21 protein-coding genes are annotated in these 23,984 nt (G+C 64.0%); 8 read left to right on the top strand and 13 right to left on the bottom strand.

The window, feature by feature from the left end:
• Positions 1–549: 549 nt before the first annotated feature.
• The gene (locus V5279_RS15450; RefSeq protein WP_338698712.1) at positions 550–1,215 is read left to right on the top strand and encodes a hypothetical protein; all 666 of its coding nucleotides are present in this window, start codon (positions 550–552) and stop codon (positions 1,213–1,215) included.
• 118 nt (positions 1,216–1,333) lie between these two features.
• Here V5279_RS15450 and V5279_RS15445 read toward each other — a convergent pair whose 3' ends face one another.
• The 3 genes from V5279_RS15445 to V5279_RS15435 form a co-directional block, all read right to left on the bottom strand.
• A complete protein-coding gene (locus V5279_RS15445; protein WP_338698710.1) occupies positions 1,334–2,731 on the bottom strand; it encodes a hypothetical protein in 1,398 nt (465 codons plus the stop codon).
• A gap of 310 nt (positions 2,732–3,041) precedes the next feature.
• The gene (locus tag V5279_RS15440; RefSeq protein WP_338698708.1) at positions 3,042–4,418 is read right to left on the bottom strand and encodes a sensor histidine kinase; all 1,377 of its coding nucleotides are present in this window, start codon (positions 4,416–4,418) and stop codon (positions 3,042–3,044) included.
• A 326-nt stretch (positions 4,419–4,744) separates the two neighbouring features.
• Positions 4,745–5,407, bottom strand: a complete 663-nt coding sequence (locus tag V5279_RS15435; RefSeq protein WP_029082355.1) for a response regulator transcription factor — start codon at positions 5,405–5,407, stop codon at positions 4,745–4,747.
• Positions 5,408–5,785: 378 nt separating this feature from the next.
• Here V5279_RS15435 and V5279_RS15430 point away from each other — a divergent pair, with 378 nt between their 5' ends.
• Complete coding sequence (locus tag V5279_RS15430; protein ID WP_063618959.1) at positions 5,786–6,175, top strand: hypothetical protein; 390 nt, start codon at positions 5,786–5,788, stop codon at positions 6,173–6,175.
• Positions 6,176–6,233: 58 nt separating this feature from the next.
• On the opposite strand, the gene V5279_RS15425 is transcribed toward V5279_RS15430, so the two are convergent.
• Positions 6,234–6,467, bottom strand: coding sequence for a hypothetical protein (locus V5279_RS15425; RefSeq protein ID WP_338698704.1), 234 nt, complete (start codon positions 6,465–6,467; stop codon positions 6,234–6,236).
• Positions 6,464–7,621 carry a hypothetical protein gene (locus V5279_RS15420; RefSeq protein ID WP_338698702.1) on the bottom strand — a complete coding sequence of 386 codons (1,158 nt, stop codon included), beginning with the start codon at positions 7,619–7,621 and terminating at the stop codon, positions 6,464–6,466. The genes V5279_RS15425 and V5279_RS15420 overlap by 4 nt, the downstream gene beginning before the upstream one ends.
• Before the next feature lie 87 nt (positions 7,622–7,708).
• On the opposite strand from V5279_RS15420, the gene V5279_RS15415 reads away from it, so the two are divergent.
• Entirely contained in the window at positions 7,709–9,316 is a 1,608-nt protein-coding gene (locus tag V5279_RS15415; protein ID WP_338698700.1) for a hypothetical protein, read from the top strand.
• A 40-nt stretch (positions 9,317–9,356) separates the two neighbouring features.
• Positions 9,357–10,343 (top strand): UbiA family prenyltransferase, encoded by a 987-nt coding sequence (locus V5279_RS15410; RefSeq protein ID WP_338698698.1) that lies wholly within the window; start codon positions 9,357–9,359, stop codon positions 10,341–10,343.
• Positions 10,344–10,361: 18 nt separating this feature from the next.
• Here the strand turns inward: V5279_RS15410 and galE are convergent, their stop codons facing one another.
• The 5 genes from galE to V5279_RS15385 all read right to left on the bottom strand — a co-directional run bounded on the left by galE (position 10,362) and on the right by V5279_RS15385 (position 14,797).
• Entirely contained in the window at positions 10,362–11,357 is a 996-nt protein-coding gene (galE, locus tag V5279_RS15405; protein ID WP_338698696.1) for a UDP-glucose 4-epimerase GalE, read from the bottom strand.
• A gap of 139 nt (positions 11,358–11,496) precedes the next feature.
• Complete coding sequence (locus V5279_RS15400) at positions 11,497–11,760, bottom strand: hypothetical protein (protein ID WP_338698694.1); 264 nt, start codon at positions 11,758–11,760, stop codon at positions 11,497–11,499.
• A gap of 161 nt (positions 11,761–11,921) precedes the next feature.
• Positions 11,922–12,551, bottom strand: a complete 630-nt coding sequence (locus V5279_RS15395) for a transglutaminase-like cysteine peptidase (RefSeq protein ID WP_338698693.1) — start codon at positions 12,549–12,551, stop codon at positions 11,922–11,924.
• Positions 12,552–12,883: 332 nt separating this feature from the next.
• Positions 12,884–13,546: a ParA family protein gene (locus V5279_RS15390; protein WP_029082364.1), complete on the bottom strand. Its 663-nt coding sequence runs from the start codon at positions 13,544–13,546 to the stop codon at positions 12,884–12,886.
• A 45-nt stretch (positions 13,547–13,591) separates the two neighbouring features.
• Positions 13,592–14,797 (bottom strand): glycosyltransferase, encoded by a 1,206-nt coding sequence (locus V5279_RS15385; protein ID WP_166306493.1) that lies wholly within the window; start codon positions 14,795–14,797, stop codon positions 13,592–13,594.
• Positions 14,798–14,995: 198 nt separating this feature from the next.
• On the opposite strand from V5279_RS15385, the gene V5279_RS15380 reads away from it, so the two are divergent.
• Both V5279_RS15380 and V5279_RS15375 read left to right on the top strand, forming a co-directional pair.
• Positions 14,996–15,922 carry a hypothetical protein gene (locus V5279_RS15380; protein ID WP_338698685.1) on the top strand — a complete coding sequence of 309 codons (927 nt, stop codon included), beginning with the start codon at positions 14,996–14,998 and terminating at the stop codon, positions 15,920–15,922.
• A gap of 25 nt (positions 15,923–15,947) precedes the next feature.
• Positions 15,948–18,500 (top strand): glycosyltransferase, encoded by a 2,553-nt coding sequence (locus V5279_RS15375; protein ID WP_338698683.1) that lies wholly within the window; start codon positions 15,948–15,950, stop codon positions 18,498–18,500.
• On the opposite strand, the gene V5279_RS15370 is transcribed toward V5279_RS15375, so the two are convergent.
• Positions 18,441–20,201 carry a glycosyltransferase family 2 protein gene (locus tag V5279_RS15370; RefSeq protein ID WP_338698681.1) on the bottom strand — a complete coding sequence of 587 codons (1,761 nt, stop codon included), beginning with the start codon at positions 20,199–20,201 and terminating at the stop codon, positions 18,441–18,443. The genes V5279_RS15375 and V5279_RS15370 overlap by 60 nt on opposite strands.
• A 27-nt stretch (positions 20,202–20,228) precedes the next feature.
• Here V5279_RS15370 and V5279_RS15365 point away from each other — a divergent pair, with 27 nt between their 5' ends.
• Entirely contained in the window at positions 20,229–20,573 is a 345-nt protein-coding gene (locus V5279_RS15365; RefSeq protein ID WP_338698679.1) for a hypothetical protein, read from the top strand.
• A 430-nt stretch (positions 20,574–21,003) separates the two neighbouring features.
• Positions 21,004–22,311 carry a UDP-glucose/GDP-mannose dehydrogenase family protein gene (locus V5279_RS15360; RefSeq protein WP_338698677.1) on the top strand — a complete coding sequence of 436 codons (1,308 nt, stop codon included), beginning with the start codon at positions 21,004–21,006 and terminating at the stop codon, positions 22,309–22,311.
• A 138-nt stretch (positions 22,312–22,449) separates the two neighbouring features.
• Here the strand turns inward: V5279_RS15360 and rfbD are convergent, their stop codons facing one another.
• Together rfbD and rfbC are read right to left on the bottom strand one after the other, a co-directional pair.
• Positions 22,450–23,361 (bottom strand): dTDP-4-dehydrorhamnose reductase, encoded by a 912-nt coding sequence (rfbD, locus tag V5279_RS15355; protein ID WP_338698675.1) that lies wholly within the window; start codon positions 23,359–23,361, stop codon positions 22,450–22,452.
• On the bottom strand, positions 23,361–23,915 hold the full coding sequence (gene rfbC / locus V5279_RS15350) for a dTDP-4-dehydrorhamnose 3,5-epimerase (protein WP_166293797.1): 555 nt from the start codon (positions 23,913–23,915) through the stop codon (positions 23,361–23,363). Before rfbC ends, rfbD begins: the two co-directional genes overlap by 1 nt.
• Between the last annotated feature and the right edge of the window lie 69 nt (positions 23,916–23,984).

Below are 23,984 nucleotides of genomic sequence, written 5' to 3'. Positions count from 1 at the left end.
ACGGTTCCCGGATGGAACGGCGGCTTCCGGCAAGCCGCCTTAGAATCGCTTTACACTACCGGCGCCAAGCCCGGCAATTGACAATTGCTGGATCGGCGGAAGGTCGAGATCAGGCGGTTTCTGGCGGCCGTTCCGGCGGTATTGCAACGGCGTCTCCGGGGCGAAGGCGCGCACGACCAAAATATCGAAAACAACCCCATGCAAAGTAGCCGGCGGGCCGCCGGCACTCGAATGACGACTTGACATGTCGGGCAACTCAGCGCCACACTTCCATTATTCCGAAATCGTGCAAACGGTGATCGTCCCGCCCTTCGGGCTCGTCGGTTTTCCGTCGAGCTACGGCGGATTTGATTGTTTGGCCTATAAGGTTGTCCGGCAGTGCTTCCCCTCAGGGCGCGACTTTGCAACTAGTCGCGGGGGTATCTTACGTTGGAGTTTCTTTCGGTGGATCGGTTGCTGCCTAGTTCGGTCGGGTCAGCTTGGCCAGCAAGGCCCGGGAGAAAAGCGTGCAGTTCTAATGGTAGACGACAATAACTGAAGACGTAGCCGATGAAATCGAGAGTCGTTGAATTTCGGACCGCGTTCGAGGCCCTTGGATATCGGAGGACGCTTGAGTACGAGGTCTTTGGCAAAGGCGATCTTTGGTACATTTTTGACGGAAGCACGCCGGCGGTTACCCATGTCGCGTACTTGGTCTACAAGCCTGCACTGCGTGCTTATGCTCCCCAGTTCGGGGTGTTCAACGCTGCTTCGCGGACGAAAGTCATAGCTGCATTGCCGTCGATTTTTCCGTATCTGCACCCTGCATTTAGAAATGATATTTGGCCCTTAAGTCGGCGGCCGTGCTGGACCCTTTTTGACGCGGCACGCCAACTTGGCTGGGAGAGAATGTGTGTGCCAGACCCTCAGGCTCCGGACAATTGGTCGACCCGTCTGAACGAAACAGCGGAGGAGCTTCTTAAGCCGACATTCTGGTCTATCGAAACCCCATCCGGAATCAAAGCTTTACTCCTAAAGGGAGAAAAGAAGTTCGAATGGGCCGTTAGCTACTCAGTGTTGCGCGTTGCAGAAATTGTTGCACTCGCCAAGTATTTGTCGTGCGATGAGCGCTCTATCAGAGAGAAGCTGGCGGAGCACGAGTCGGATATCGTACGGGATATGTACGGGTCGAAAGACTTTAATGAAATGCTAGGTACGTTCCTGCGGGCGATATAGAGAGACTTGAACTCTGAACCGATCCCGGATTCTGCACAGGACGATAATCGGGAATTACGGTGACAGGCGATAACCGCAATCCCGAGCTCTTTCTCGCCTGTTACTGTCCGCGGTATCGCTACCCCGCGCGGGACGACTTCCGCTCGCCGGTGACGGCGTTTTCGGCCGCCCGGTTCATCAGGGAGGCGTAGTCGTGGCCGAACAGCACCTCGCAGAAGCGGATCGCGGCCTTGACCTGCTGCTGCCGAAAGGCCCGGACCCGGGCATCGCCGCCGCGCAGTGACTGCACCAGCCCTTCGGTCGATTGCTCGACATAGTGCTGCAGGTCGGAGAAAGTCCGCAGCGTCACCTCGTTGATGGCGAGTTCGCTGGCATAGGTGCGGCACACCGCGACGAAATCGATCAGGGCGGCGGCGTCCTCGACCTCGGACATGTCGATCTTGGCGCCGGCGGCAATATCCTTGTCGGCGCGCTGGCGCAGGATGCGGCGGACCCGGCCCGGCACGCTGTCGATCTCCGATTGCAGCGCGTTGGAAGTATCGGCACGAACCGACGTGAGCTGGCGGCCCCAAGTGGAATCGTTGCGCAAATCAAGCTCGGTGCGCAGGCCGCGGACACCGTCATGCAGGGTCTTGAGCTGCTCGCCGACATAGTCGAAATGCCCGCGCCTGATGTCGGTGCGCAGACAGGCCGCGACAAATGACAGGTCGTGCAGCGCGATGGTGACGGCGACGCCGTAGGGCGTTGCCGCAACCCGCAATTCGTCGTCGGAGCCCGCCATCTTGATGGCGAGGCGGATGATCTGCCATGGCGCAGCGAGCCGCTGCGCAATCAATGACAACGCGAAGGGCAACAGCTGCGGCGTCTGCAGCGACGGCAGCTTGAGCGCCTCGGTGGCGGAGGCGATCTGGGAATCGGCGAACACCCGGATCTGGCTCGGCAGCCGGCTTCCCAGGGTCTCCAGCGCTTCGCGGGCCTGCAGGACCAGGCCGATCGGCAGCAAATCCTCGACCACGCTGGTCGGACCGACGCGCAACAACGCACGCTGGCGATCGTCGCCCTGAGCCGGCGCCGCAATCTTGAGAATGGCTTCCGCGGCAGCCAGCTGGAACCTGCGCGCGGCGATCTCCATCGGACCGCTCTCCGTGGCCGCGGCGAGCGCCGCTTCGAATTCGCGGGCCGCCTCCGGCGCGCCCTCACGGGCCAGCCACTGCCAGATCGGCAGCAGTGAGGCGCGCCGCAGCTGGCCCGCTCGCGTCGGGAAATTGGTCTCGGCAAGGAACGGTTCGAGCGGCCGGAACAGCAGCCGCGCCGGATCGTCGCTGCGCGGCTCGATCTGCTCGTCCTCCTCGGCTCCGCGCACGATCTTGCGCAGCTGCTCCAGGACCAGATTGGCAACAGTGACGTCGTCACCGCGTTCGACGGCGCGCTCCAGCTCGCGCATCAGCAGTGCCTGCGATTGCGGCGGAAGCTGTGCGAGATAATCCCTCAGCCGCTCGGTCGATTTCTGGCTCATGCGCCCGGTCGTGAAAGCTTGGTGCCCGGCGCAACCGCCGCAGCCCGTCCGCCCGCGATGATAGAGGTGGGCGCGTTAAGAAGCCGTTTAGGAATAATGACGGTTCCGTGCCGGGGGGCTCGGCCGGGTTGATCACGGACTCTGCTCACCTCTCCCCGACGGGGAGAGGTCGATTTGCGCAGCAAATCGGGTGAGGGGCCGCGGATCTAACGAGAGACCGTAATCCCTCACCCGGCGCTACGCGCCGACCTCTCCCAAGGGAGAGGTGAGACTTCGCTGCCTCTCCAGCTCAACCCAATCCCACCACGGCTTAGACCGCCGGCAGCACGAGCTCGGCCCGCAAACCGCCGATCGGCGCGTTATTCAGGGTGAGATTGCCGCCATAGAGGCCGGCCAGATCGGTGACGATCGACAGGCCAAGCCCCGAGCCGGGCTTTGATTCATCGAGCCGCTGGCCGCGCCGCGCCACCTGGGCGCGCTCGTCCTCGGACAGGCCGCGTCCGTCGTCATCGACCACGATGCGGAGCTTCGGCCCGGCACCCTGCGCCTCCGGCGGCACGAGTGTGACCTCGATGAACACCTGCGAGGCCGCCCATTTGCAGGCGTTGTCGACGAGATTGCCGACCATCTCCTCGAGGTCCTGCCGCTCGCCGCGAAACCGTGCCGCCGGATCGGCCTGCGCCTCGATGGCGAGGTCGCGGTCGCGATGGATCTTCTCCATAGTCCGGCGCAGCGCCTCGATCGCGGGTGCGACGTCGGTGACGGTGCTGACGATGGTGGCCCGGGCGGCGATCCGCGCACGCTCAAGGTGGTGCGCGACCTGGTCCCGCATCACGTCGGCCTGCTCCAGCACCTTGCTGGCGAAGGGATCGGCGGCATGCGCGGCCGCCTCGTTCACGATCACCGACAACGGCGTCTTGATCGCATGGGCGAGGTTGCCGACATGGGTCCGAGACCGCTCGACGATTTCCCGGTTGGCATCGATCAGCGCATTGGTCTCGCGCGCCAGCGGCGCGATCTCGACCGGAAACCGGCCTTCCAGTCGCTCGGCGCGGCCGGAGCGGATATCGGCAATCGCGTCCGAAATGCGCTTGAGCGGTGCGAGGCCGTAGCGCACCTGAAAGATCGTGGTCAGCAGCAGCACGATGCCGAGGGCGGCAAAGGTGCCGAACAGATAATAGTCGAAGCTGCGCGTCTCATCGAAGATCTCGGTGGCGTCGCCGGCGACGCTGACCAGGAACTTGCCGTCGGCGCCGAGATCGACCGGACGCTCCACCACGCGCAGGCTCTGGCCTTCGGGTCCGTCGACATAGCCGAGGCGGACGCCCGCTGCGGTCAGCTCGGCGCCGTGCTCCTCGAGCTTCGGCAGCTTCTTGTCCCACAGCGAGCGCGAGGCGCGGGTCTCGCCCTTTTCGGTATCGGTGCGGGTGATCTGCCAGTACCAACCCGACAGCGGCAGGTCGAACAGCGGCTCGCCGAGCGACTGAAACTGGCGGTCCGCCGGCTCGTCCGGCGTCGCCACCTCGGCGATCAGGGTACGCAGATAGAGATTGAGCCGCCGGTCGAAGGCGCGCTCGGTCGCGTCGCGATAGACCGACGACAGGATGACGCCGGTGATCGCCAGGATCACCACCACCCAGGCAGTCGCCGAGACGAACAGGCGGGTGGCAAGCGAGCTGCCGCCCATCAGGGCACGGGCCCGAACATCGTGTCAGCGGCAACAGATTCAGCGGCAAAAGACATTGGCGAATCCAGTCCTCCCGAATCGGATCATGCCGATGCCCGCATGGCGATCAAGCGCCTTAAGAGCATGATCCGATTGAACAGGATATGCTCTTATCCCTTTGGTTGGTCGCGTTTTCTTCACGCGAGCGAACCGGTATCCATCCCGCATCAAGTGCGGGACAGGCTTCGCTCGAAAACGCGCTAGAGCGCGATCAGATCAGATCGTGATCGCGCCTTAGCTTCTTGTTTAAGCATGATAAACCGCTTCACACTTTTCCGGATCATGCCTTAGATCGGCGGCGACAGCATGTAGCCGAGGCCGCGCACGGTCTGGATGATATCGACTTCCAGCTTCTTGCGGATGCGGCCGACGAACACCTCGATGGTGTTGGAGTCGCGGTCGAAGTCCTGGTCGTAGAGATGCTCGACCAGCTCGGTGCGCGAGACCACCCGCCCGGTGTGGTGCATCAAATAGTCGAGCAGATTGTACTCGTGCGAGGTCAGCTTGATCGGGTTGCCGTTGACGGTGACCCGCTTGGTGCGGGTATTGAGCGCCACCGGCCCGCAGACCAGCTCGACCTGGGCATGCCCGGTCGCCCGGCGCAGCAGGGCGCGAATCCGCGCCAGCACCTCCTCGAGATGGAAAGGCTTGGCGACGTAATCGTCGGCGCCGGCATCGAAGCCCTGAACCTTGTCGCTCCAGCGGTCGCGTGCGGTCAGAATCAGCACCGGCATCACCCGCTTGTTCCGCCGCCAAGCCTCAAGCACCGAGATACCGTCCATCTTCGGCAGGCCGATATCCAGCACGACCGCGTCGTAGGGCTCGCTGTCGCCGAGGAAATGCCCCTCCTCGCCGTCGAAAGCGCGATCGACCACATAGCCGGCATCCGTCAGCGCGGTGGTGAGCTGGCGGTTCAGATCCGGGTCATCCTCAACGACGAGCAGACGCACATTGGCCTCCGAGAGTGAGCATTGCGATATCCGGCATCAAATGAGGCTTCCCGCCGTGAACGGCCTATGAATGGAACAGCCAGCCGAACCTAAATATTTCGTCAGGTGCACCATCCCCAAGACGCGCGCAAGCCTCGCGGGTTCCATCAATCAGATGCGGACGGAGCGCGTTCGGGTTTCAATTGTGTGTATTATAATACCTATGACTTGAACGTGTGGCCGGCCGTCCCTTCGTCGCCGAACCACTGCCGTCAACGCTGTGACCATTTGCACAGACAGCGGGCAGTTAACCTTCGGCGGCCATTTCCATGTCGCCGACCCGAGCGATGGGCTAATCCAGCGACGGTGCGGCGGGGGCACAGGGATCGGAAAAGATCATTGCTTGTTTCAAAGATCAGGACGTTCGCAGTGGTTGTCGGCTGGCTCGCGCTGGCCTTCATCGCATTCGTCACACTGTCCTCAATCCAGGACCGGCCCTCGTTTGCCCATCCGCAGGCCGAGCGTTTCGCGGCGTATGCGGTGATGGCACTGGCCTTCGTGCTGGGTTATCCGCGGCGCACCGCGCTGATCGTGCTCTTTGTCGTCTTCAGCGCCTTCACGCTCGAGGCGATGCAATTGCTGACGCCGGACCGGCACGGCCGGCTGCTTGATGCGGTCGTCAAGGTGGCGGGAGGTCTCGCCGGCATCGGCGCCGGTCGTCTGGTGCTGCTTGTGCTGCGCAGCCAGTTCGGCAGGTTGAGATCGCGCGCGGAACATCCCGCGAGCTGAGCCGCCGGTGCGCTGCGCCCTTCGCCACGCTTGCGGCTGCGCAGGGCATCATTCCGGCTCAATCGGTTTTGGGGACTTCCGCGGACGTGCTGCCGCCCTGCGCCATGCATTGCTGGAAGAAGTGCAGCCGGTCGCCGTTCATCGGCGCGGCCCCCGGTCGCTTGTACGGGTAGACCATATAGGCTGCGCGCAAGCACCGTTTCGCCGTCTCGGCATCGGGTGCTGCGACGGCGGCGTTCGACGCCACCAACAGCGCCAGCACGGCACTGAACCGGAGCCAAGCGCCGCTCACGGTTTCTCACATTCCGAATAGAACACGCCGTTTGCGGCCGCCAGCCGCTGCAGGCAATGCCGCTTGTCGGTCACCCCGCCCTCGACGGTGAAATCGTAGGCCTGCGCCTTCAGGATCAGCGCGTAGCGTCCCGGCGACAGCGGCGCGTCGTCGCGCGGCTGGACCTCGAACATCTGCGGATCCTCGCTCAGCGGCGCGGCGCGGAACGGGATCGAGATGTTGCGGATCACCCAGGTGTCGTCACCCGGCGAGACCACCGGCTTGCCGGTCGCATCGAACGTGGTCTGCTGGGTCACGCGCGCGATCAGGCGCACATCGATCGGGTCGGAGGCGCCGCTACTGCCTTCGCGCCGGAACACGATGAAGCGGAGATGGCCGTCAGGCAATGCGGTCTCACTTGGCCTCGTGATCGCAGCCGATATCGCTATCCGCGGATCCGGCGCCCGCCCCTGGATCATCTGCAGTTCGTACAGCCTGCCGCCGCTCTCGGCGTAGACGCCGTAGGCGGTCGGCAACGGCCGTTTCGGCGCCGGCGGCGCGGCGGCAACGACCGGTGCAGGCACGGCCGCGACGGCGGCCGGCTTTTGGGTTTCAACCGGCGCCGGCGTGGGCGCGCCCGCAATCATCGCGCGCGCAGCTCCCAAGGACACACCGCGTTGCTGCAGCAGGACAACGGCCGCGATCAGTCCAAAGAAGCCCAGCATGGCAACATAACGCAGCGGCGCCGACGACGACCATTTCGGACGGCGCAACAGCTCGACCGGCTCGGCGCGATCGACCGTCGTGACAAATGCGTCCTCGGCATCGATCCGGGGCGGCCCCTCGATCCTCCGCGCAGCGCCCGCCGCCTCCAGAAATGCCGGCAGCGCCCGCGCCGGCGGCACCGAGAATTTCTCGACCGGATGGTTCCTGGTGTGCGCTTCAACGCCTTCGATCGCCGCTTCCAGCGCCTGCAGCAGCCGCTGCTTTTCGTTCGGATCCTCATGGGCGAGCTGCTGCAGCTTCTGCCGCGCGAGCTCGTAGACCGCGCTGCGCAACTGCTGCGGATCTGAACTCACGGAGTCGATGGTTCGCGCCAGCACCAGCGCGAACTCCACCTCGGGGTGCGCAGGGCTGATGTCCCTGACCGTCCTCTGGGCCGGCGTCGACGTCATAAATGTTAGTCTGGTTTGATCATAACGTTAATGTATTCTAGGTGGCTTTTATCGTTAACACAAATGACGCAGCTCGCGGATGACGCCGTGCTCCAACCCTATCGTACCGAACCGCAGCGTGGTTCATTGATCCGTCCCTGGCAGATCCTGGACGACTGGTTGTTCGCGCCGAAGCGGGACCGCCGATCCTGGCGCGACGTCCTGCTGCTTGCGGGATGGATGGCGCTGGTGGGCTTCCAGATCGCCCGTCACGTGATGTGGCGCGACGAAGTCCGGGCGCTCACCATTGCGCTGAACGGCGACGATCTGATCGCCATGCTGAGAGGGCTGCACGGCGAAGGCCACCCTGCCCTTTGGTACCTGCTGCTGCGCGGTGCGCATGCCGTGTTCGGCCGCGTCGAGGTGCTGTCAGGCGTCGCCTTCGTGGCCGGGCTCGTCACGGTCGCGCTGCTGATCTTCCGGTCGCCGTTCCCGCGGCCGCTGGTCCTGCTCCTGATCACCGGCCATGCGCTGCTGTTCGAATATGTCGTGATGGCGAGGAATTACGGCATCTCGGCCCTGTTCCTGTTTGCGATCGCGGCCTGCTATCCGGCCCACCGCGACCGCGGCGTCCTGCTCGGCGCACTCTTGTTCCTGCTCGCCAACACCAACGTCGTCGGCGCGATCATGGCCGGCGCGTTCCTGCTGTTCTGGCTGCTCGACCTGCTTGAGGCTCATGGCTGGCGCTGGTCGCCGCAACTGACCAATTTCATGATCAATGCCATCATCGCGACGATCGGCGTCGTGATCTGCGCGGTGACGATGCTGCCGACCTATAATGACGCGGCGGCCCGCGACTGGTCGCACTCGTCACCGCTGACGGCTGCAATGCTGTCCCTGGTGAACCCGGGCGCGACGTCACTGGGAGCGCTGTTTGCCAATCTGCTGCCGGGGATCGTGGGATCGGTCCTGCTGTTTGCCGCGACGGTCGGGCTGCTGCCGCGGCGGCCGGCTTTTCTTGCTGCTATCAGCTCGCTTCTGCTGACGTCGCTGTTCTTCGCCGTCGCTGCCAACGGCGCCTACCGCCACGCCGCGGTCTGGCTGTGCTTCCTGATCGCGCTCTACTGGATCAGTTGGCGCCAAGTCGCCGCGGCATCGACCTCTCGAACTTGGCACGGCCGGCTCCTGCCGGCGATCGGACGCGTCTCACTCCTGCTGGTGCTCGCGATCCAGACCGCCGCAGGCATCAACGACCTGCGCAATGCGGCGGCCGGTGTCGTCGCGAGCCGCAGCGCCGATCTCGGCCGCCTGATCGCCTCACGCGCCGATCTCGCCAACGCGGTTATCCTCAGCGAGCCGGAATACCTGGTCGAGGCGCTGCCTTATTACGTCAAGAACCGGGTCTATCTCGCACGCGACCGCAAGTTCGGCAGCGTCGTGATCTTTTCGCGCAAGGGCAGGATGGACAGCGATCTCGGCGAGACCCTCCGCCTGGCGCGCGAGCTCCGCGACACAACCGGCGCGCCCGTCATCATCCTGCTGGCGTATCGGCTCGACGAGATCACGCCAGACCGGACCTACGACGAGGGCAAGGACTGGCGGACATTCCGCGCCTCGGCCGCGCAGATCCGCGATTTCCGCGAAGCGGCCACGATGATCCGCCGCTTCGGCCCCGCCAGGACCGACGAAAGCTTCGATGTCTACCTCCTCAACTAGGCGATCGCCGAGATCGAGGATAACTGGAAAGGATCGCGCGATGGCGCTGATGGACAGCAAGCTCGAAGCCGGCAAGCCGCCTGCCGCGGGCATCCGGCAGTACCTCACCATCCTGCGGCTCGATCACAGCACCAAGCACATCTTCATCGTTCCCGGGATCATCCTCGCCTGCCTGCTGCGCGGCGTACGAGGCGATCATGTTGCCGCCTCGATCGTCCTTGGCCTTGTGGCCGCGGTCTGCATCGCGTCGGCCAACTACGTCATCAACGAATGGTTCGACCGCGACTTCGACCGGCATCACCCGACCAAGTCGCAGCGCTCCGCGGTGCAGAGCGCGATGGACGGCAAGATCATCGGCATCGAATGGCTGCTGCTGGTCGCGCTTGGCCTGGTCTGCGCATCTGCGAGCAGCCGGCTCATGCTGTTCGCAACCAGCATCTTTGCCCTGCAGGGCATTGTCTACAATGTCCCGCCGCTCCGCAGCAAGGACAAGGCCTATTTCGACGTCATCTCGGAGTCCGTCAACAATCCGCTGCGGCTGTTGATCGGCTGGGCGATGATCGACCCGACGTCGCTGCCGCCGGGCTCGGTGATCCTGTGCTACTGGTTCGGAGGCGCATTCCTGATGGCCGCCAAGCGGCTGTCCGAATATCGCGAGATCGCCGCGTCTCACGGCAGGGAGCTATTGGCGCGTTACCGCGCGAGCTTTTCAGACTATAGCGAGGTGTCGCTGACCGCCTCCTGCCTCAGCTACTCGCTGTTCTCGGTGTTCTTCCTCTCGGTGTTCCTGGTGAAGTACCGCATCGAATACATTCTCGCGATGCCGCTGGTGGTGATGCTGTTCACCACCTATTTTTCGATGTCGACATCGCCGGGATCATCGGCGCAGAAGCCCGAGAAGCTCTATGGCGAGCGCGGCCTGATGCTGATCGTGCTGGCGCTGGTCGCCGTCTTCCTGGTGGCAAGCTTCGTCGATATGCCGTTCCTCGCCCGGCTAGCGGAGCAGCACTACATCACCCTGGATTGAAGTCTCGCGGCCGCGGGTTTATCGCCGGCGCGGATGCGCCTTCTGGTGCCACGCCCAGGCCGAGCGAATGATGTAGCCGAGATCGGATCGCTTCGCCTTGAAGCCGAGGCCGCTCTCCGACTTGGAGGGATCCGCCACCAGGATCGGCGGATCGCCGGCCCGACGCTCGCGCACCACGCTCGGAACGGCTTCACCGGTCTCGGCGCGGATCGCGTCGAGCACCTCGCGCACCGAATAGCCGGTGCCGGTGCCGAGATTGAACACACCGCCGGCGCCGCCGTTCAACAGCAGCTCGAGCGCCGCGATATGGGCGGCAGCGAGGTCGTCGACATGGATGTAGTCGCGCACCGCGGTGCCGTCAGGCGTCTCATAATCCTCGCCGAAGATCGCGAAATCAGGCACATGCCCGAGCAACGCCATCAGCGCGCGCGGAATCAAGTGCGTCTCGGGATCGCGGAGCTCGCCGATGGTGGCGGAGGCATCGGCGCCGCAGGCGTTGAAATAGCGCAGGCAGACCGATTTGAACTGATAGGCCGCGCGATAGTCAGTCAGCATCTGCTCGATCATGAATTTGGACCGGCCATAGGGATTGACGGTCGGACCTGCGGCGCTCTCGGGAATCGGATCGCGTCCGGCGTTGCCGTAGACGGCACCGGTGCTGGAGAACACCAGGCGGTCGCAGCCCGCCTCCCGCATGCCGCGCAGCAGGCCGAGCGTGCCGGTCACATTGTTGGTGAAGTACTTCTGCGGATCCGCGACGGACTCGCCGACGGCGCTGAACGCGGCGAAATGCATCACGGCGAGCGCATCGTGCTCGCGGATGGTGGCGGCGATCCTGCCGTGATCGGCGACATCGCCGATCACCAGCGATCCCCATTGCACGAAATTGCGGTGGCCGGTGGACAAATTGTCGTAAACCACGGGGACAAATCCCGCCTCGGCAATAGCCTTGGCGCAGTGGGACCCAATGTATCCCGCGCCGCCCGTGATGAGTATCGAACCCCTGCTTGCCATTGAAAATGTCGTCCCTGCGCGGACCAATCCTGCATCTCAACAGACGCAGCGACTGAATGGGTACGACATTCTGTCTGACGCGGCAAAACGACGATGGGATTAGCGTTAAGACCGAACGGATTTGCCGCTGACGTGACGGTTAACGCGACCCGAGCGGGACGTTGGTCCGTTGCCCGGCCGGCGGCGCGTGTCGCGACGGCCTCCCATAAGGGTAAACCGGCGTTGCCGGCGGCACCGGCTGGGTCGCCTGCGGCCGCGATGTCGGAACGCCGCCGCCCGGTCCATCGATCGAATAGCGGGGGGTTGCCGCGCCTTGCGTGGTCTGCCCGGTGCCCTGCGCAAGCACCGGAGCGCCGGAGGCTGCGACCAGCGCCGCAGTTGTGACAAGACAGGCCAGCTTCATGTCGATGCCTCGATGGGTTGGACCGACATCAACCGGTCACGCCGCCAATCGTTCCGGCAAGTGGTGGCAGCCGTCCAGCAATCGCGGGTCCCTCATATGAAAAGTGGCGCGGCGAAATGTCTCGCCGCGCCACTTTCGATCGATGGAGCTAACTGAAAAACTCAGGCGCCGAGCTGCGCGACGGCGGCCCAGTGATCGGGGTTCGCCGGGGTCTGCATCCTGACCCAGCGATAATGCGCCTGCGACCAGTTGCGGATCTGCGCGTTCAAATTGTCGAGCACGATGTCGCCGCCCTTGGCGCGGACCACCAGCACCAGATGATGCTCGCCCCAGGACGTCACCACCTCGCTCAGCAGCAGATTGCGCATCGGCCAGCCGCGCGCCAAGAGCTCATGGCGCTTGCTGACGGCGTAGTCGTTGCAATCGCCGCGCGCCGGATTGATCAGCCATTCCTCGCCGGCAAGGCCGCGTTCATTGCGCTGCGGAGTGATCTGGCGATTGACCGAAGCATTGACCTCGATCAGGTCGGCAATGCGCTGCTTGGTCAAGCGCATCGCACCACCGCGGAACACCATGCGGGCGCGCGGCTTCTGCTTGCATTCGTCGGAATAGCGCATGCAGAACATCGTGTAGGCCATCGGCGCCAGCGTCGGCTCGCTGAAGCGGATCTTCTCGATCACGCCGCGCAGCGGCAACGGAAAGCCGATCATGCCGGCCTGCGTATCCCGTGCGCTTGTCCCGAGCGCAACGATGGCCAGAACCAGGGCCACCACTCTCTTGACGTTGTACATTCTTCACTCCCCACCGTGCCGGGAAGCATGTACGGGAAATGTCTTGAGCCTAGCCTCAAGCGCGCGGCGGCATTTGCCTCAAATGCTCAGCTCTGCGCGAGCAATGCATTAACCAAGCAAGGGTTCCTCCCGATGGCGGGCATTTCGGCTTACCGCGATGGCACGCGCGCCGATCTGCGACCATCAACAAACCCTAACGTTATGGGCTTTTGCGGCCTTATTCCGCGGTTTCTGCCAACGCGGCCGCCCGATGAAGGCGCCGATGGCACTGCAGAATTTTTTGCTCCCACGCCGGCATGGTTAGCCACGCGTGAAGCGGCCGGCGCGATTTGTTAAATCGTCACGCGCTGTCGCGGCGCGATCCCGCTCCAGCTCATGACGAGATCGGCAAGCGTCTTGATCTCGATATCCGCGGGCGTACCGCCGGCGAAATCGGCAACCGATTGCCCCAACGCGAAGGCGCGAACATAGGCCGAGCGGCTTCCGATCGTCGGCCCGATCGCTTCCTCGAATGTATCGAGCTCCTCGATGAATTGCTGGCCTTCGAGGGTGCGGTGGTCGACGCGGTTCGGCACGATCATGGCGCGGAGCGCCGTTCGCCGCGAGGCGCGCACCTCCCGCACGATGTCGAGCGTCCTTGCGGTCGCCTCGATGTCGAGGCCGGAGGGCGTACATGGCATCAGCACGATATTGGCGACTGCGAGCACGGCACCCAGCGCCCGATCGTTCGGTGCGGAGTCCACGACGATGATCTGATGCGGAACCTGGCGCATCAGCGTGGCCCATTCGGCGACCGGCCTGGTTTCAGGATCGAGCTGGTAGACCGGAAACGACAGATTGCCGGGCTCGGCCCAGTGACACGCCGACGCCTGGGAGTCGGCGTCGACCAGTCCCACCGCGCGCGTACGCCGATCCAGTTCTGCGGCCAGCAAGACCGCAAGGGTCGTCTTTCCGACCCCGCCCTTGCGCTGGGCAACTGAGATCACAAGCGGCATCGCAAACTCCTGGCATTCTTCCCATGGGTGCGCGGGAGGACGCCGTCATCCAACGAGCGTCAGCATCCGGGGCAAGCAGACCCGCTTTGCGTCGTAATTGTCTCTCACAAAGCTCCTCGCCTTCATCCGCATCTTCTTGAAGGCCCTGGGCCGTGACAGCACCGAGATTACCTGATCCGACAGCGCATCAATATCAAAAAACGGCGCGAGGAGACCGTTGCCATCCGAGATGATGTCGCGCAGCGGGGCGGTGTCGGACGCCACCACCGCGCATCCGGCGCTCATGGCCTCCAGCAGCGACCATGACAGCACGAAAGGATAGGTCAGATAGACGTGCACCGAGGAAATCTGCAGCAGCTCGAGATACTGTTCCCGGGGAACCCGGCCGAGGAAATGCACGCGGCGCAGGTCGATGTCCGACCTGATCTCGTCCAGGAACGTCGACTTCCAGCTCGCTCCCTTGGGCGGATGCGCGCCATAGGATGTGCCGCTGCCGCCGACGATCACGACCTGCGCATTCGGCCGCGCGGCCATGATCCTGGGCAGCGATCGCATGAAGACGTGGAAGCCGCGCACCGGCTCCAGGTTGCGCGAGACGTAGGTGATCACTTCGTCGTCTGCCGAGAGTGTCGCACCGTTCGGAAGCTGATGCCTCGCGACGGGATTGGGCTTCACCTCGTCGGTGTCCACGCCCTCGTGGATGACCTCTATCTTGCTGCGAAACTCGGCGGGAAAGGTCGACCGCTGCCATGGCGTCGGTGAAACGCCCACGTCGCATTCGGTGAGCGCCAGCAGCGTGGTCGCGTTTTTCAGGTGGAGCGCGACATTGCCATCAAGGCCGGTCATGGGAAATTCCGGATCGAAGCCGACGTCCCTGCCTTCGGCCCCATAGTAGAATTCGCAATACAGGATGATCCTCGCCCTCGGAAACATCGTGCGCAGCGGCAACGTCTCGCCCCATCCGGGATGGGCGAAGATCAGATCCGGGACAAAGCCCTGCCCCGACAGCGATGACAGCGCATACAGAACCTCTTCCGCGCGCCGCGCTTCGGTATCGAAACGGCGGGCAAAGGGATGCACCGCGGCAGCGTCCGCCTTTGTGGTCGAGTATTTGATCAGCCGGATGTCAGGCGAAGTGACTGCAGTCGACGAACCGACCGCAACGATCCTGTTTCCGGGCTGATCCGCAAGCGCACGCGCGATGTGGCGATACTGGGCTGGAAAGTTATTGTGGACGAAGAGGACGTTCATCGGCGGGCGAGCGCGCCCCCCGGCCGCGCGATCTTCCATGGAGGTCAGGGTCGGCACCATGACCGGGCGTGTGTCATCGATCTGCACGGGTGAAACAATCTTACCAGATTAACATTAAGACCCCTTCTATCACATCAATTTTTGGGGCACACTGTGTGAGAGATATATCGACACATTCGGTTAGGTTCACAGGCGGCGATGAACGAACAGATCCAGCAGAAAACCGTTGACCTGGCACGAGGTCTCTTCCTGGTCCGGTACAACGGCGCAGATGATAAGACGTCCCCCCCGGTGGTGCGCGTATATGCAGATCGCGCCAGTCTTAACAATTGTAATATCATTACCGGGCCGGACGTGGTCAATGGAACCCTGTTCGCGCCCGAGAGCGCGCTGGTCGTATCGGTCGCCCGGCCAAGCCGCCTGATCGTGGAGGTCACGGCAGGACGTGCCGGCGGGTCGACCGCCGCCAATATCAAGATCGAGCCGCTGACCCAGGGACAGCAGGTTGGGCAGCCGGCCGGACAGCCGGTCAGCCAGCCGGTCGACACCTACGAGCCCGAGCCCAATGCCGGCGCCGGCGAGCTGGACGACCTCAAGCTGCTCGCACATGTTGCGGGTTTGGGCGACGTGACGGTCGGTGCCAACGCCTGGATTGCCGGACCGTCGGCTCCGGCCCGGATCGAGGGAATTTGCCTCGAATGGCCGAACAAGCCGCACGATCTCAACCTGCAATATGCCGTCAAATTCGCCAGGCCGCAGCGGGGCGACAATCAGTTCGTTCCCATTGGAACCTTTGCCGGAACCCGGGGACGCGCGTTGGCCATCACCGGATTCTCGCTCGAAGCCACCGGCCCCGGCGTCGATCGCTACGCCATTTCGGCCGAGACCATCTTCCTGGGGGCTCCGGCCCTGCGGGTGTCCGGGAACCGGATCGTGGTGTCGGGCCCTTCAGGCCGGGAACCGCTGGTCGGCCTCAAGCTCAACCTCGAAGAGCGCCGCGTGCAGGCAGCACCGCTTGCGCCCCAGCAGCCGAGGCGCGTTGAGCCCGTCAATCAAATACCGCGCCTGGAGGGACGGGTGCGCGTGTTCCGGAGCCGGCAGAGCGCCGCAAAGACGGCCGGCTGACCATGCGGGCGCATGAGGGCGAGATTTGACCGCCGACGCGCGCAGGATCGCCTTCACGTCCAGAACGCTCCACCACATCGATCTCGAGCGGGCCGCCGTCAGGGCGCTCGAGGCACGCGACTTCCGCCTGGCGTTCGCGCTCGCCGATCGCCGCTGCCGGATTCTGCCGCATGCGGACGCCCGCGCCCATTTGCTGCGCGCGGAAGCGCTGTTTCATCTCGATCTCCTGGATGCGGCTGTCGCCAGCGTGGCAAGGGCGCTCGAGCTCGAGCCGGACGATCTGGTCGCCGCGCGGCGCATGATGGCATGGGGCGACGGCGCCGATCAGATCGACGCCGCACGAAGCGTCGCGCGGCGCGACGACGATCCGGATTCGGTCAGGGGCGCCCTCCTGCTCCTCGAACAGGCCGGTCAGGACAGCTACGCCCGCGTCGACTTCCTCGATGAGGAAGTGAAGGGATGGGTGACATGGCGAGGAGCGGACGCCCCGCATCTTTCACTGGCGCAGGCGGGCCAATCGAGCTCCGTCACGCTTCCCGCCGATTCCCGCCACAGATTCGCGCTCAACGGGCGACGCGCCGCGAGTTTCCGCCTGATGCGGCCGGCGTCCACGACCTCGCAGCTGCTCGAGATCGCACAGGCGGACCGGGTCATCGCAAGTGTCCAACTCCCGGCCAACCGCGCCCCGGATCGCCGGATCGCGCCGCATAGGCCCGCTCGCACCGGGCACGGCGAAACACCGCCGCTCACCATCATCATCCCGGTGTATCGGGATCTGACCGCAACGCGCGCCTGCATCGAGAGCGCATTGACCGCGATAGCCTGCACGCCGGATTCGACCATCGTCGTCGTCGACGACGCATCGCCTGAACCCGACATCAAGCATTTGCTCGGCGAGCTGGCTGCGGACTCCCGCATACGGCTCCTGACCAATGCGCACAATCTTGGATTCGTCGGAGCCGTCAACCGGGCCCTTGCCGAGACGACGGCGGGCGATGTCGTGCTGCTGAATTCGGATGCGATCGTGCCGCAACACGCGCTGCAGCGCCTGCGCAGCGCCGTGCGATCGATGCCGGGGATAGGTACCGCGACGCCGCTATCGAACAATGGCGAATACACCAGCTTTCCGGTCGCAAACAGATCGAACCCCCTGCCCTCGCCCGCCGAACTGGAATTGCTGGATGAATTTGCCGGCGCAGCGAATTCCGGCATCGCCATCGACATCCCCAACGGCATCGGGTTCTGCCTCTACATCACCCGCGAATGCCTCGAGGCCGTGCGTCAGTTGTCCGACGACTTCTATCGCGGCTATCTCGAAGACGTCGACTTCTGCCTGCGCGCCGCAGAGACCGGATTCCGAAACGTATGCATCCCCTCGGTGTTTGTCGGACATGAGGGCTCGCGCTCGTTTCTTGGCGAGAAGCGCTCGCTGGTGATGCGTAACCTTCGCGTTCTCGAGCACCGCTACCGGCGCTACGCGACCGAGTGCGCGGCGTTCCTGCTTGCCGATCCGCTGCGCGATTGCCGCGCGGCGCTTGAGCTCAAGCTGCTTGCGAACGAAGCGCGCGCCACGGGCCCGCACGTCGTCCTCTGCGGCTCCGCCGCCGGCCGCGCGATCGCCATCAGGCGATGCCGGCAGCTCGCGGCGGAGGGCGAGCGCAGCCTGATCGTGCATTTCCGCTCCGAGGGACAACGCCAGCTGGCTGCAGCGTTCGACCCCGACGGCGGAACACCTCAGTCGATCGCATTCGACGTCGCGACGCATCAGGGCGGCGAGGCCTTTCTGAAGTTTCTCACCGGTCTCGACATCCGCTCGCTTACGATCGCAGAGCCGAACCGCATCCCCAACGCATGCCTGGCACAGCTCACCCAGCGCTTCGTCTACGACCTCCTGATCACCGACACCGCGCTTGCAACGCGCCCCGCGATTGGGGCTGGTGTTGATCCCGACTGGTCAAGCCTGATCGCTGTGGCGCGACGCGTGACTGCGATCGGCCAGAGCGGCGCCGACTTTTCGGACGCGGTGCTCGACCTGCGAGTGGTCAGGTTCGGCGAACCGTCTGCATCGCCAGCGCCTCCTCACGCCGCGAGCGGCCCGGCGCGTCTCGGCCTGCTTGCCCTCCACGCCAGCGCTGCGGAATTTCGCTTCATCCGCGCGTTGAGCGACCAAATGGCCGACGCCGACGACGAGATCGAGATCATCGTGCTGGGCACCACCCTCGACGATCTCAAGCTGATGCAGCGGACCAATGTCATGGTCACCGGCGAGATCGCCACGGCCGACGTTGCCACACTGATCGCGGGTCACGGCATCACGAAACTGGTTCTCGACATCGGCCCGCCGGCGTTTGGACATTCACTGGTGGACGCGCTGCTGGCAACCGGGCTGCCGGCCGCTGCCACGGAGTGGCTTCCGACACCAGGGCGCGGCCGAAAAATCGACCTGAAGCTGCGGCCTGGCTTGGATGCCGACGCGACGATCGCTGCCGTATGCGACTGGCTGATCGACGATGTCGCGCTACATCCCGATCGGCGGAACGGTCGGAACGGGCGGCAAATTGGCACGCGCCTTCCATGACCGGGGCGGCCATGCAAGTGCAGAGAACGGCGCCGAATCCAGCCCCAGCAGCGGGCTGTAATAGGGATCGTCGATCAGCACCGCTCCCCATTTCGCGCGCAGCATCGCCAGCTCGCGATTGAAGCGGGCCTTGCGATCCGGCGTGGAATCACGGCCCCGGCTCGCCGACTCCAGGTGAACGAGTTTCGCGTCGGGCGTGAATACGATCCGCTTTCCGAGCTGGCGCAGCTTCAGGCACAGATCGATATCGTTGAAATTGATCGGAAAGCGAATCGCGTCCATGCCGCCGACGGCGAGGAAGTCGCGCTTACGCATCAGCAGGCACGCCGCGGTCACCGCCGAGCATTCGTGCGCCACCTGGAGCAGATCGCCGTAGCCGGGATCGCCATCCATCCGGTCATTGAAGGCGTGCGCGGCGAAGAAGTTGGTGCCCAGCACCACTCCGCCATGCTGCACGACGCTGTTCGGCCAGAGCAGCTTCGCACCGACAGCTCCGACATCGGGAGCAGCCAGCCGCCACAACAGTTCCGCCAGCCAGCCGTCGTCGAGCGCCTGAACGTCGTTGTTGAGAAAGCAGATATTCTCCGTGTCGACGCAATCGACGGCGGCGTTGTTGATCGCTGCGAAGTTGAAGGGCCCCTCGACCGAAATGACGTCGATCTCCTCCGCAGACAGGCTCTCCAGATAGTCCAGCGTTTCAGGCTCGGTCGAGCCGTTATCGACGACAAGAATCCGGGCGTTGGTCTCATGTACCGCCGGCGTCACCGTCTCGATGCACCGCTTGAGAAGGTCGGCGCGATTCCTGTTCGGAATAATGATGGTGGTGCGCTCGTTCCAATCGACCGCGCGCTTGACCCGAACGGCCGGCAGGAGGCCAGCCTTTCGCGGCTCGACATTCGCCTCGATGCCGGCTCTGGCGAAATGCGCTTCGCTTGCGGCGATCAGTTCGGCGGTCGCAGCCGACGCATCGATCCGCGGCAATGCCGCAACCGATCCCGGCAGATGAAACGTGCGATCAGGCTCCACGCAGGACAGGAAGATATCGTAGAGCGACGTCGCCGATCGCAGCGCTTCCAACGCACGTTCCCGGCGCACAGCGAAACAATACGCGCCATAGGCCTGCTCGAGCGCACGTTCGAGGTCGAAGGCCGAAAACGCCAGCGGCCAGACGGCGCCGCCCTGGACCTCGACATCGCCGTAGACAAGATCGCAGTCGACTTCTGAAGCGAACACATCGGCGAAGCGCTGCAGGGCGTCTTCCGCGAGGATGGTCCCGCTCAGGCAGAACACGAAGAACTCGCTGTTGGCCGCATCGCCGTCGACAAATTCGCGCGCAGCTCTCGGATCGAACTGGCTGAATCCCTGGGCTGGCAGGCTCGCCGCCGTCCAGGCCGCGTGCCGCTGGGCTTCGAGGCTCTCGATGCTTTCGTCCACCCTGACGTCGCCGATCAGCACGACCGCGGCCTCGGACGACACGTCGGACTGAGTGGCCGGCCAGAAGCGCGCTTTCCAGCCTTGATAGGTGTGGAACGGCACCGAGGCCGGCAGCAGCTGGTCGAACAGCTGTCCGCGCAACCGCTCGCTGTCCCAGCGCCCGAGATCGGCGAGGGTTTGCTCCAGACCGCGATCGAACGCGACAAATGCAAGCGGCTCGGAGACTAGGCTCCGCCCCGACATTGTCCGCGCCGACAGTCCACGCACGCGACCATCCGCGAAATGCTCGGGCAGATGAAAATCAATCCGGCGGCCGACCCCGAACTCGCTTCCTCGCGCGATGTTGGTCCACCCGATCGGCCTCACGGTCATCACCGGCCGTTGCGCGATCAGGATTTCGATGTCTTCGTCGACGTCTTGAGCAAGCCAGCCTTCGAAGCGCAAACCTCCGGCCCATTTGATATCGCCGATCCGGTGCCACTGCGCCTCTGGTGCGGCGACATCGCAACGAATCGGAGCACCGACGGGACTTCCGATATTTGCCAGCCTGGCTTCAACGATCCCCGCGTTCGAGCCGACCTGATCCTGCACGTGGAAGGTAAAGCCAAATCGGCCATCGCCAATCCCGGCGTCGGCTAGCTCTGTTACAAACTCGTCACACAATGATGACATGTATGGCTCGCCGTCGACGAGCAGTTCGACGGTGTAGCGTCGGCCGAGATCGGCGCGGTCATAAACAAACCCAGAAAACGTGGTGCGATCGTATCTGGAGAATTGCGTTTGCAACGACGCGTATTCAGTTCCTGAGGGCTTGTGCTTGCTGATCGTCTTCATCCTCATGTCAACCCTCAAACGGCAGCTCGGTTGTCAATCGATTGCAAACTGAGAATGACCTCCATGGCGCGCCCTGGGTGACTAGCGAGCACTCAACTGCACTCAGGCAATCACCGTTTGCACAAAAAGCCGCCGACCTTCAACACAAACTATACGTTATAAAACTTGGCGTTATCGGTGCCAATTGTGCTAGTGCTAACTCCTCTTCTCCACACACTGATCGACGAGCGGATTCATGAAGATTGCAATGGTTGGAACGGGATATGTAGGTCTCGTGTCAGGAGCGTGTTTTGCCGACTTCGGCCATCAGGTCGTTTGTGTCGACAAGGACGCCGACAAGATCGAAGCCCTGAAGCGCGGCAAGATCCCGATCTACGAAACTGACCTCGATCAGCTCGTCAAGACCAACACCGGCGCCGGGCGGTTGACCTTCACGACCGAGCTCGCGGGAGCCGTCGGGGAAGCCGATGCCGTGTTCATCGCGGTCGGAACTCCGTCGCGGCGCGGCGATGGCCATGCGGATTTGAGCTACGTCTATGCGGCCGCCCGCGAGATCGGTGCGGCGCTCAAGAAGTTCACCGTGGTGGTGACGAAGTCGACCGTGCCCGTGGGCACCGGCGACGAGGTCGAACGCCTGATCCGCGAGACCAATCCCAGCGCTGATTTCGCCGTGGCGTCGAACCCCGAATTCCTGCGCGAAGGCGCCGCGATCCAGGATTTCCGCCATCCGGACCGGATCGTCGTCGGCACCGAGGACGATCGCGCCAAGAAGGTGATGGGTGATGTCTATCGCCCGCTCTACCTGAACCAGGCGCCGATCCTCTATACCGCACGGCGCACGGCGGAATTGATCAAATATGCCGCAAATGCCTTCCTTGCCACCAAGATCACCTTCATCAACGAGATCGCCGATCTCTCCGAAAGGGTCGGGGCGAACGTGCAGGAGGTTGCGCGCGGCATCGGGCTCGACAACCGGATCGGAACCAAGTTCCTGCACGCCGGCGCAGGCTATGGCGGCTCCTGCTTCCCGAAGGACACCCGCGCGCTGTTCAAGACGGCGCTCGACCACGACGTGCAGCTGAAAATCGTCGAAGCTACGCTGACCGCGAACGACAACCGCAAGCGCGCGATGGCGCGCAAGGTCGCCAACGTGCTCGGCGGCGAGCTGCGCGGCAAGACGATCGGCGTGCTTGGCCTGACCTTCAAGCCCGATACCGATGACATGCGCGAGGCGCCCTCGATCCCGCTCATCAACGGCCTGATCGACTTCGGCGCCAAGGTTCGCGCCTACGATCCGGTCGGCATGGAGCAGGCGCGCAAGGAATTGCCTGAAATCGAGTACTGCAAGGATGCCTATGAATGCGCGCGCCAGGCCGATGCGCTGGTGATCGTGACCGAGTGGCGCCAGTTCCGCGCCCTCGATCTCAACCGCATCAAGCAGGAGATGAGGCATCCGGTCGTCGTCGACCTGCGCAACATCTACCGTCCGGACGAGATGGCCGCGCACGGCTTCACCTACGACAGCATCGGCCGGCCGCGCTGAGCGGCCGGGCCTGACGGACGACGATCACCGCGGGCCGGCTCAATCACGCAGCCTCGGTTCTGATGGACTCAGAACCGAGGCTTTTTGTTTGACGCGCTTTATTCGCGCGAACCGGCGTCCACGTCGCGCGAAGACGCGCTAGGCGTGGGCGGGCGCGCCGAGTTGGACAAATGCATCCAGCTCGGGTTCGAGCGCTTCCTGCCAGGTCGGCATCGTCACCCCGAACTGCGCCTTCAGCCGCGACAGATCCAGCCGCGAATTGCCCGGGCGCACCGCCTTGGTCGGGAAATCGGCCGCGGCGATCGGAACGACGTTCTCGACAGCCAGCGTGACGCCGCGCGACCTCAGTCCGTCAACGATCGCACGCGCAAAACCGTGCCAGCTGGTTTCGCCGGCGCAAACAAGATTGACGACACCGCCCCGGCGCACGAGCTGATCGTGCAACGTGGTGATGTTCGGCAGCACGATGCCGGCAACCGCGCCGGCGATCGCGCGTGCCGTCGTCGGCGCACCGATCTGATCGGCCACGATCCGCAGCTCCTTACGCTCGCCGGCGAGCCGCGCGATGGTCCGCAGGAAATTGGTGCCCGTTGCGGCATAGACCCATGAGGTGCGCGCGATCAGATGCGCGCCGCCCGCCGCCTGGATCGCAACATCGCCGGCAAGCTTGCTCGCGCCGTAGACCGACAGCGGCTCGGTCGGACTATCCTCGCGCCACGGCCTGTCGCCCGAACCATTGAAGACGTAGTCCGTGGAGAAATGCACCAGCGGCACGCGGTTCGCCGCAGCCCATTTGGCGATCGCTTCGGGTCCCTTCGCGTTGACCAGGAACGCCAGCTCGCGCTCGTCCTCGGCGCGGTCGACCGCGGTATAGGCCGCCGGATTGATGATGAGATCGGGCTTCAAGCTTTCAAGCTGGCCCGCCAGCTTTTCCGGCTTCGACAGATCGAACTCCGCGGTCGGCGGCGCGATGATCGTGCCGTGGCCTTCCAGCAGCGGCTTGAGCGCACTGCCAACCTGGCCGCGTGTTCCCGTCAACAAGATCCGCATCAGATTTGTCCATAGGTCGGAAGATTGCTGGCGTCGGCCAACAGCGGCGCGTCGGCATCCTTGGCCGACAGCTGCGGCTTGTCGACGCCCCATTTGATCCCGATCGCGGGATCGTTCCACCGGATCGAGAGCTCGTCCTTGGGGCTGTAGAAATCGTCGCACTTGTAGAAGAAGTCGGCGGTTTCCGAGAGCACCACGAAGCCATGGGCAAAGCCGCGCGGCACCCACAATTGCCGGCGGTTCTCCTCGCTCAATTCGACCGCGACATGCTTGCCGAAATTCGGGCTGCCGACGCGCACGTCGACGGCAACGTCCAGCACCTTGCCGCGCAGCACGGAGACGAGCTTGCCCTGGGTGACGGGGTTTTGCAGATGCAGCCCGCGCAGCACGCCATAGGCCGAGCGGGACATGTTGTCCTGCACGAAGGGCCGCGTGATGCCGTGCTCGACATAGCGGGGGAACTGGTAGGTCTCCAGGAAGAAGCCGCGCTGGTCGCCGAACAGCTTCGGCTCGACGATCAGGACTTCAGGAAGCTCGGTCTTGATGACGTTCATTTAACAAAGGTTCCGATCTGCGCAGGCCCGAAATGTTAATTCGCTCTCATAACAAACTTGTGCGGCGCA

Origin of the sequence: Bradyrhizobium sp. 26S5 (assembly GCF_036923295.1) — a bacterium.
Lineage (GTDB): Bacteria > Pseudomonadota > Alphaproteobacteria > Rhizobiales > Xanthobacteraceae > Bradyrhizobium > Bradyrhizobium septentrionale.
Note: the sequence above shows the minus strand (reverse complement) of the source record. Positions and strands in the feature narration are given on the sequence as shown.